This is a genomic window from Acidimicrobiia bacterium (assembly GCA_040880805.1).
In the GTDB taxonomy this organism is placed as follows: Bacteria; Actinomycetota; Acidimicrobiia; order IMCC26256; family DASPTH01; genus DASPTH01.
The window spans coordinates 25,839-34,381 of record JBBDHW010000021.1 but is presented as its reverse complement, the minus strand read 5'-3'; the positions used below and the strand labels follow the sequence as shown (position 1 = coordinate 34,381).

Sequence of the window (8,543 nt, the reverse complement as noted above, 5' to 3'; positions counted from 1 at the left end):
TTCGCTCCCAGTAGTGGTGGAGGCGAGGAGCGTCGTGGGCGGCGCCTTCTTGTACGGTGACGGGCGTCGGGCGTTTCGCTCCCAGTAGTGGTGGAGGCGAGGAGCGTCGTGGGCGGCGCCTTCTTGTACCGTGACTGAGCTCGGGCGTTTAGCTCAGTAGGAGGAGCGCCGCCCTTACAAGGCGGAGGTCGGGGGATCGAAACCCTCAACGCCCACGGGTCGTTGCCAAAATCACAACGTTGCGCAGGTCACACGCCAATTCGCGTGCCCGTTGGCTCAAACCACTTCGTCGCTTCTTTCAAACTCCGACTGCAGTTGAACTCGGGACAGTCCCCGCGCCGGACGAGTGCGCGAGATGTGCCGTTCTCCGCTCCACGCGACGGCGATTCCTTGAACGTTCTGTCGGCGCGTTCTGTGCTCGGAGGCATTGCGCAGACGCCGACCGCGACTGGTACCCCGCTCGCTCACCGGCGCGTTGCGGGCGCGTCAGCCAAGGTGGGGACGACCCTGGGCAGGTCGAAGGTGCTGCGGATCCCGGGCTTCGCGTCGCACACCACCGGAATGGCGTTGACGGCCGGATGCGCGGTGAAGCCGGGCGACACCTGCGGGTAGCGCTCCGGCTCCACCGGGAACCGGATCTCGACGTCGAGCGGCGTGTCGCCGTGGACCTGCACCCGCCAGCCGGTCTCCCGGAGGTCCCGGGCCGGCTCGAGATCGGTGGTGACGTACCAGTTCGCGCGGAAGCGCAGCAGCGGCTTCCCGTGTCGGAGACCGGTCACGGACGGAGACTGGGCGGCGACGGTCCCGGCCTTGACCGTGCCGGCGGGGATCACGACGTCGCGCGTGGCCACTGCGATCTCGCCGCCGGGTTCGATCGCGTCGATCGGCATACCGATGGCGTCGGCGAGCGCCGACAGCGACGGGCCGAAGGCGTTGGCGATGTGGCCGAAGCGCCGCACGTCGAACTTCCCCGGGTCGAGGCCGAAGCCCATGAGCTGGAACAGCATCTCGGGCGAGCTGCGCGACGACATATCGGCGAACTCATCGATCTGCAACAGCTCGAGGCTGCGCTCCATCGATAGCAGCACGAGGGGTAGAGCTTCCGAGATGAACCCTGGACTGCTGCCGATCGAGTGGATCGAGGTGCCGCCCTTCGCGCACGCGTCCTCGACCCGCCGACGGATAGCCGGGTCCATGCTCGCCGGGCGGTGGAACTCGCCGCGTGTCGTCACGATGTTGGCACCCGACTCGAGGATGCGGCACACGTCGTCGAAGTCGCAGCCCTGCTGCATGTACAGGACGCAGTCGGCGCCGAGAGCGAGGATGTCGTCGATCGAGTTCGTCGCGACCACCCCGGTTGTCCCCGCGCCACAGAGCTCTCCGGCGTCCTTCCCGGCCTTGTCGGCCGAGTGTACGTACAGCCCGACGAGCTCGAGATTCGGGTGCTCGATCACCGCCCGCAACGACTTGGTCCCGATGTTCCCGGTTGCCCACTGGACGACGCGATGGTGCGTCCCGCTCATGCGTCGTGGCCCCTCTTCAGTCAGCCGCACAGTCAGGGCCGCGCGCCCCAACTCCGATGATCGTTCGTCAGCTCGTTCCCCTCGCGGCCGCGTCACGCGTCGGCGGGCGTGAACTCGATGTGGAGTTCGCGGAGGCCGCGTAGGACCCAGGTCGGCTCGTACTCGAACCGCCGGGCGCCGGCGGGGCCGTGGTGCTCCTCGGAGAGCCGGATGTCGCGCATCCGGTCGAGGATGCGCTCGAGGCTGATACGGCCTTCGGCGCGCGCGAGCGGCCCACCGGGGCAAGAGTGGATACCGCGTCCGAAGGCGATGTGCTCCCTGGTGTTCGGCCGGTCGAGCTTGAACTCGGCGGGGCACTCGAACCGCCGCGGATCCCGGTTGGCGGCACCGTTGAGCAGCATCACCGGCGTCCCGGGCGCGATGTCGACACCACCGATCGTCGTCGCTCGACGGGCAAGACGGAAGTCCGCCTTCACCGGGCTCTCGATCCGCAGCGCCTCCTCGATGAAGTCGGGAATGCGCTCGCGATGTGTCCTGAGCTCGTCCTGGAGCTCCGGATACTCCGCGAGGTACTTCAGCGCGGTGGCGAGCAACCGGGCCGTCGTCTCCTGCCCGGCCGCGAACAGGAACGTCGCGCTCCGCACGACCGACATCACATCCGGCGTGGAGCCGTCAGGGTACTTGGCGAGCGCCATCTCGGTCAGGACGTCGTGGCGCGGCTCGCGGCGACGGTCCTCGATGTACGCCGCGAAGTACTCGTCAAGCCACTCCAGCGCGTTGAGCTCTTGCTGCTCCTCGCCGCCGCCGAGCTCGCCCGGCCCGCTGCTCAGGAGGCCGAACCCCTCGCGGAACCGCTGGTGGTCGGACTCGGGCACCCCGAGGAGGTCGGCCACGACCAGCAGGGCAAACGGCTGGGAGTAGGCGGAGATGAACTCGCAGCGACCCAGGGCCAGGAGCTCGTCGAGCTGCCGATCCGCGAGGCGCCACATGAACTCCTCGTTCTCCCTGAGGCGTAGCGGGGTGATCAAGCGCATGAGCAGCGCCCGCTGCCGAGTGTGTTCCGGCGGGTCCATCGTCACCATGTGCTCGTTCATCGGGAGCTGGTGGCGATACGTCTCGATGATCTCGCTGATGTCGTCGCCTTCGAGCGGCACCGGGAACGCGGCGAACGGCCCGATCACGGAGTTGCACGAGGAGAACGTGTCCGGGGCGCGGTAGACGTCGCTGGCCTCGTCCAAGCCGGAGATGGCCACCACGCCGTGATGCGGGAGCGGCGTCAACGGGCACTTCGAGCGCAGGTGCTCGAAGTACGGGTACGGGTCCTCCAGCAACGATGCGTCCGAGAAGAAATCGACCTGGTCGAATTCACTCGCCACGACGCCTCCCTCATCTCGCCGAGCGACTGCCAAGCAGACGCACGGTAGCCCAGGCGCCGCCACAGCTTTTTCGGGACGACCGAGACTTCGAAGGGTCGGTGTGCAAGGCGACCCGCTGAGGTCGGCCGCGCAGGATGCCCAGTGAGGGGGTGCACGATGCCAGGCCGCAGGGGCCGCACAGACCGGCGAGCATCGCGGCGCCAGATCGAGTGCACCTCAAGGTGCCGATTCGGTGCTCCCCGGAGATGGCGGTTCGGCGCGTGTTCTGTCGGCGCGGTCCGGCGCGGGCGGTCGGTAGCCTCAGCCGTCGTTGTCGATCGCCCGGTCGAGTTGTGCGATGGGCTACGGATCCCAGGAGCGAACCGAGCGCGCGCTCCACCGCGCTCCGCGAATCGCTCAGGTGTTGGGCGCCACGCGGAACAGTTGCCAGGCGCCGGGAACCCCCTTGAGGTCATGGGTGCCGAGCGGCTCGAGGTTGTCGCGGCGGTCAAGTACGAGCGTCGGGGCAACGACCTGCTCGAGGAGAGCGTCCCGCGGATGAGCGCGCATTACCGATCCCCAGATTCGGGGAGCCGTCGATGGGCTGGCGCCGAGTCGGCCCGCTCGCGCGTACCAGTCGCGAAACTCGCGATCGGCGATTCGGCTCGGTGCGACCTCAGCGAGAATGTCGTCCTCTCCGCGCACGTTGGCGTTGCCGCGTTGCATGCGGCGGGCAGACCACGCTTCCCAATCATCGTCCGCGACGACAAATGGCTCGTAGAGCACCAACGCCGACACCCGCTCAGGGTGCATCGCCGCGTACCGCGAGCCGACGCCGAAGCCGTCCCAGGCCACCAGCACGATGTCGCGGGTTCCCGATTCGTCCACGACGGCCGCGAGATCGTCAGTCCACTGGTCGACGACCGTGCGCTCCCAGTCCTGGATCGGGTCCGATAGACCCACCCCGCGGCGGTCGAAGACAATTACCCGACCGAGCGCACGCAGCCCCTCGAGCAGACGGGCGAACCCGGGCTCCTCCTCGAACAACTCGAGCGGGATTAGCCCACCCGGCACCATCACGACGTCGCGGGCAGGCTCGGCGGACGGGTCGGCGTCGAGGACTCGGTACGCGACATGCGTCCCATCGTCGGCCTGGGCGTAGAGAACGTCGATCACGACCTCGAGTCTCGCACCACGAGAACTTCGCTGCCCGACCCCAGGACCTTGGCGCGCTCACCGCCAGACCGCGCATACGTCGCGCGCCGGATATCGACGGCCCGCGAGGCGAACGACACCGTCGCCGGTCACTCCGGCCCGTACCGAACCGGCAGGGATCGGTGCGGGGGCGCGCCTAGTAGTCACTCCATCCAGGTCATCCGCGCCTCGCCCGAAGCACGACTCCAGCCCGCCTCAGCGCTTGTCGAACCGTTTCGTCGTCGACGTCGTAGTTCGTCACGCTCCGCCGTGCGTGCCGAAGAGCTGATCGAGGACAAGGATTCGACGGCACGTAGCGGGTGCAGTTCGTGCTCGGTGCTAAACCGATTCCGGCAGGACGCGGACGAGGAGGAGTCATGGTAACGAAGTCGGCGGTCGGCGTTGGCGTGATCGGTCGGGGGTTCGGCGCACGCGTAGTCGCGCCGGTCTTCGACGGGACCGAGGGCTGCGAGGTCATCGACGTCGTGTCGCCCCGCGACGACGATGCGGTCCGCGCGCTGCTCGCCCGAGCCGATGTCGACCTCGTCGCGGTGCACTCGCCGCCGTTCTGCCATCGCGACTTGGTCGTCGCCGCGGTGGAGGCGGGCAAGGCCGTGCTGTGTGACAAGCCCTTCGGGTGCGACGAAGCCGACGCGCTCGCCATGGACGACGCCGCCCGCGACGCGGGCGTCGTCGCGCTGCTCAACTTCGAGTTCCGCCACCACCCCGGGCGGGCCCGGCTCCGGGAGCTGGTGCAGGAGGGCGCGGTGGGCACGGTGGAGCACGTGCAGTGGAACGCGTTCAACGCCGGTTCACGCATCCCCCTGCGGTGGTACGGGTGGCTGTTCGACGCGTCGCGCGGCGGCGGGTGGATCGGCGCGTGGGGATCACACGCGATCGACTTCCTGCGCTGGACCTTCGGCGCCCTCACCGACGCGGGTGCGCGCACGCAGGTCACCATCGCCGAACGACCGGACCGCGACGGCAACCGGTTCGAGTGCACGGCGGAAGATGCGTTCACCGCGTGGATGCGCACCGCCGGCGGCGCGACGGTGACCATCGACACCTCGTTCGTCGCGCCGGCGAACGTACCGACGCGCATTACCGTCCTCGGCTCCGACGGCGTCCTCGAATCCGTCGGCGACCAGCGCATCAAGCTGCGCACCAACGAGGGATCGAGCGAGGTCTTCGCGTTCGACGCGCCGGCCGAGGATCCTCACCTCGTCCCGATGCGGGCGTGGGCGCAGGTCGTGCGCGATGCCGTTCGCGACGGCAAGGTCCCCGATGGCGAACCGACCTTCACCGACGGCGTCGAGTGCGCGCGGGTGATGAACCGCCTCAGAGCTTGAAGATCGACAGGTAAGTGGCGCCGCCGTCGGTGTGGAACTCGTCGTGGGGAGAGCCCACGGCCGCCACGTACGAGTGGCCCGGTGTCACGTCCGGGTCGTTATGGCGCGGTGTGGGCGACGCGACTCCCTCGGGCCCAGAACCGGCAGGGTTATGCGGGTGGCGCGCCTGTCGATCTCGGCCTGCTCCAGGGGGTCGGGTGAGCGGGCCGACCTGGAGGTCAGTAGAGCCATCCGCGCCGCGGCCTGATCGGGACTCCGGCCTTGCGGAACTCTCGGCCCAAAGTCCTGGTGTCGATCTTGAACCTGTCAGCCACGGTCTTTTGGCGACTGACCGTCGCGGTACATGGCTGCCGCGTCGGCGACCAGGGTGTCGGTCATCTTCCTGACCACGCGGCGGCGGGGCATTCCTTGCTTGCCGAGAAACGCCGTCGCCGCAACCGCCCCACCCTCGATCGACGAGCTGGCCCGGTGCAGCGGCGGCTTTCGGCTTCCGACGTCGACGACATCTCCGCGAGCTACGTCAGCCGGGCCGGGGCACCTCGGAGCCTCGGGTGGACCTTCTGGGACGGCTTTCAAACCGCGCTCTTGCGACTGACACAGTGTCTACATCCTGGGAACGTTCAGACCGACGCGAGGAACTCCAGCATCGCGTCGTGCATCTCCGGCTGGTCCTTCACGCCTGGGTGATCGCCCGCGGTCTGGACGGCTCTGCCGTTCGCAAAGCGCTCGGCGAGCGGGCCGGGCGCGCCCGCGGTCGCGTCGTCGGATCCCGTGACCACGAGCACGGGAACCTTGACGTCGTCGAGAAGGTCGGGAACTTCGGTGCGCTCTGCGGTCATCAACGCCGCCAGCGCCTTACGGTCGGCGTGGATGGCGTCGGCCATCTCGCGGAAGTTGCGGATCGAATCGTGCTCGATCGAGTCGGGATCGTCGGTGAGCAGTGCCTGCGGTACCAGGCCGATGCCACGTGCGTTGTGCTGCAAGCTGTGCTCGCCGAGGCCGAGCGCGACGACCCCGCGCACGCGGGGGTCGATCGCAGCCACGTGCAACGCGGTCCGCGCACCCATCGAGAATCCCACGAGCAGGTACTGATCGAGCCCGACCTGGTCGAGGAGCGCCTGCGCGTCCTTCGTCAGCGCGTCGTTCTCGTAGGCACTCAGCTCGTGGGGCTTCTCCGAGAGGCCGTGCCCGCGCGCGTCGAACGCGATGACCCGGTAGCCCTCGTCGAGGAGCCGGTCGAGGACTCCGGAGCGCACCCAGTCGATGTTGATGTCGCCGACGAAGCCGTGGAGGAGTACGACGGCTTGCCCGTCGCCCTGGTCGTCGTAGAAGAGCGAGCATCCGTCGAAGGTTTGATACATGGGCATGCCGAGAAGGTAACGCGAACTCGCGCGCAGTAGCCTCCCTGCCCGGATCGACGATCGACGGGGGAGTCTTCTGCGATGGGCACATTGGACGGACGGGTGGCCGTCATCACCGGCGCCGGGCGCGGGATCGGGCGGGAGCACGCGCTGCTCTTCGCGCGCGAAGGAGCCAAGGTCGTGGTGAACGACCTCGGCGGCAAGGAAGACGGCACGGGCGCCGACGCGGGGCCGGCGCAAGAGGTCGTCGACGAGATCAAGGCGATGGGCAGCGAGGCGGTGGCCAACACCGACAGCTGCGCCGACTGGGAAGGTGGTCAGCGCCTGATCCAGACGGCGCTCGACACGTTCGGCGAGCTGCACGTGCTCGTGAACAACGCGGGCATCCTGCGCGACCGCATGATCACCAACATGTCGGAAGAAGAATGGGACGCGGTCATCCACGTCCACCTGAAGGGCCACTTCGTGCCGTTGCACTTCGCCGCCGCGTACTGGCGCGACCAGGCGAAGGCGGGCACGCCGTTGAAGGCGTCGGTGATCAACACGTCGTCTACGTCGGGACTCTTCGGCAACGTCGGCCAGACGAACTACGGCGCGGCCAAGACCGGCATCGCGACGCTGGCGATCATCGCCCAGATGGAACTGGATCGTTACGGCGTGCGCGTCAACGCCATCGCCCCCGCGGCGATGACACGCCTCATCCAGACGATCCCCGGCGTGGAGAACCGTCCGCAGCCGAAAGCGGGCGAGTTCAACCCGTCGGACCCGGGCAACGTGTCGCCGTTCGTCGCCTATCTGGCTACCGAGGACTGCCCGATCAAGGGTCGGGTGTTCTTCGTCCAGGGCGGCGACGTGTCGCTCTTCAAGCCGTTCTCGCTCGTCGACCGCATTCACAAGGACGGTCGGTGGACGGTGGAGGAACTGCAGAAGGAGGCGGCGCGCTTCGCCGACGTCGAGTTCGACCTGCGGAACTTCTAGACGGGTGACCGACCCACGAGGGCGCCACCGTCGACCACCAGCACGTGGCCGGTGATCCATCGCGCGGCGTCGCTCGCGAGGAACACCGCGCTGCCGGCGATATCGTCGGGTTCGCCGAGCCGCTGAAGGGGCAGACCGAGTCCTGCGGCATCGCCCGCCGGTTCCCACAGGGCGCGGGCGAAGTCGGTCTTCACGAGGCCCGGCGCGATCGCGTTCACGCGCACCTTGGGAGCCAGCTCGACGGCGAGCACCTTCGTGAGATGGATGAGCGCGGCTTTGGTGATGTTGTAGGCGCCGATGCCCGAGGTGCCGGAGATCCCGCCGACGGACGAGATGTTGATCACGCAGCCGCCGTGCTCCTGCATCGCCGATCGCCAGGCGTACTGCGTCCAGACGAGCGCACCGCGGACATTTACCCGGAAGGTCTTGTCCCACGCGTCGAGATCGGCGTCGATCGTCCGCCCCATCACCGGGTTCGTACCCGCGTTGTTCACCAGCACGTCGATGGCGCCGAGCCGATCGAGCGTCGCGGCGACGCACGCTTCAGCTTGTTCCGGCTCACCGGCATTCGCCGCGAACGTCGCGACGCGCGCGCCCGGGACGGCGGCTTCGATGTCGCGGGCGGCAAGGTCCAGCGCGTTCTGCTTGCGCGAAGAGATCATCACCGCCGCGCCCTCTCGCGCGAACGCGGTCGCCATACCGAGGCCGATGCCTTTGGACGCGCCGGTTATGAGTACGGTCTTACCCTGCAGCGCCAGCTCCACAGCAATATCCTCCTGTCCG

General features: G+C 68.3%; 7 protein-coding genes and 1 tRNA gene. 3 read left to right on the top strand and 5 right to left on the bottom strand.

What is annotated here, in order from left to right; translation table 11 throughout:
- The first annotated feature begins 142 nt into the window (after positions 1 to 142).
- A tRNA-Val gene (locus WD271_04465) sits at positions 143 to 215 on the top strand.
- A 249-nt stretch (positions 216 to 464) separates the two neighbouring features.
- On the opposite strand, the gene WD271_04460 is transcribed toward WD271_04465, so the two are convergent.
- The 3 genes from WD271_04460 to WD271_04450 all read right to left on the bottom strand — a co-directional run bounded on the left by WD271_04460 (position 465) and on the right by WD271_04450 (position 4,054).
- Positions 465 to 1,523, bottom strand: coding sequence for a dihydrodipicolinate reductase (locus tag WD271_04460; protein MEX1007080.1), 1,059 nt, complete (start codon positions 1,521 to 1,523; stop codon positions 465 to 467).
- Positions 1,524 to 1,615: 92 nt separating this feature from the next.
- Positions 1,616 to 2,899 (bottom strand): cytochrome P450, encoded by a 1,284-nt coding sequence (locus WD271_04455; GenBank protein ID MEX1007079.1) that lies wholly within the window; start codon positions 2,897 to 2,899, stop codon positions 1,616 to 1,618.
- A 396-nt stretch (positions 2,900 to 3,295) separates the two neighbouring features.
- Positions 3,296 to 4,054 (bottom strand): alpha/beta fold hydrolase, encoded by a 759-nt coding sequence (locus WD271_04450; protein ID MEX1007078.1) that lies wholly within the window; start codon positions 4,052 to 4,054, stop codon positions 3,296 to 3,298.
- A gap of 395 nt (positions 4,055 to 4,449) precedes the next feature.
- Here WD271_04450 and WD271_04445 point away from each other — a divergent pair, with 395 nt between their 5' ends.
- Positions 4,450 to 5,421: a Gfo/Idh/MocA family oxidoreductase gene (locus WD271_04445; GenBank protein ID MEX1007077.1), complete on the top strand. Its 972-nt coding sequence runs from the start codon at positions 4,450 to 4,452 to the stop codon at positions 5,419 to 5,421.
- A gap of 620 nt (positions 5,422 to 6,041) precedes the next feature.
- On the opposite strand, the gene WD271_04440 is transcribed toward WD271_04445, so the two are convergent.
- On the bottom strand, positions 6,042 to 6,788 hold the full coding sequence (locus WD271_04440; GenBank protein ID MEX1007076.1) for an alpha/beta hydrolase: 747 nt from the start codon (positions 6,786 to 6,788) through the stop codon (positions 6,042 to 6,044).
- A 75-nt stretch (positions 6,789 to 6,863) separates the two neighbouring features.
- On the opposite strand from WD271_04440, the gene WD271_04435 reads away from it, so the two are divergent.
- A complete protein-coding gene (locus WD271_04435) occupies positions 6,864 to 7,760 on the top strand; it encodes an SDR family oxidoreductase (GenBank protein MEX1007075.1) in 897 nt (298 codons plus the stop codon).
- Here the strand turns inward: WD271_04435 and WD271_04430 are convergent.
- Positions 7,757 to 8,524: an SDR family oxidoreductase gene (locus WD271_04430; protein ID MEX1007074.1), complete on the bottom strand. Its 768-nt coding sequence runs from the start codon at positions 8,522 to 8,524 to the stop codon at positions 7,757 to 7,759. The genes WD271_04435 and WD271_04430 overlap by 4 nt on opposite strands.
- Positions 8,525 to 8,543 lie beyond the last annotated feature (19 nt).

Bases quoted from the DNA above. Each gene is read 5' to 3' on its own strand.
- WD271_04445 (MEX1007077.1), top strand. From the start codon at position 4,450: ATGGTAACGAAGTCGGCGGTCGGCGTTGGCGTGATCGGTCGGGGGTTC.
- WD271_04440 (MEX1007076.1), bottom strand. From the start codon at position 6,788: ATGCCCATGTATCAAACCTTCGACGGATGCTCGCTCTTCTACGACGAC.
- WD271_04435 (MEX1007075.1), top strand. From the start codon at position 6,864: ATGGGCACATTGGACGGACGGGTGGCCGTCATCACCGGCGCCGGGCGC.
- WD271_04460 (MEX1007080.1), bottom strand. From the start codon at position 1,523: ATGAGCGGGACGCACCATCGCGTCGTCCAGTGGGCAACCGGGAACATC.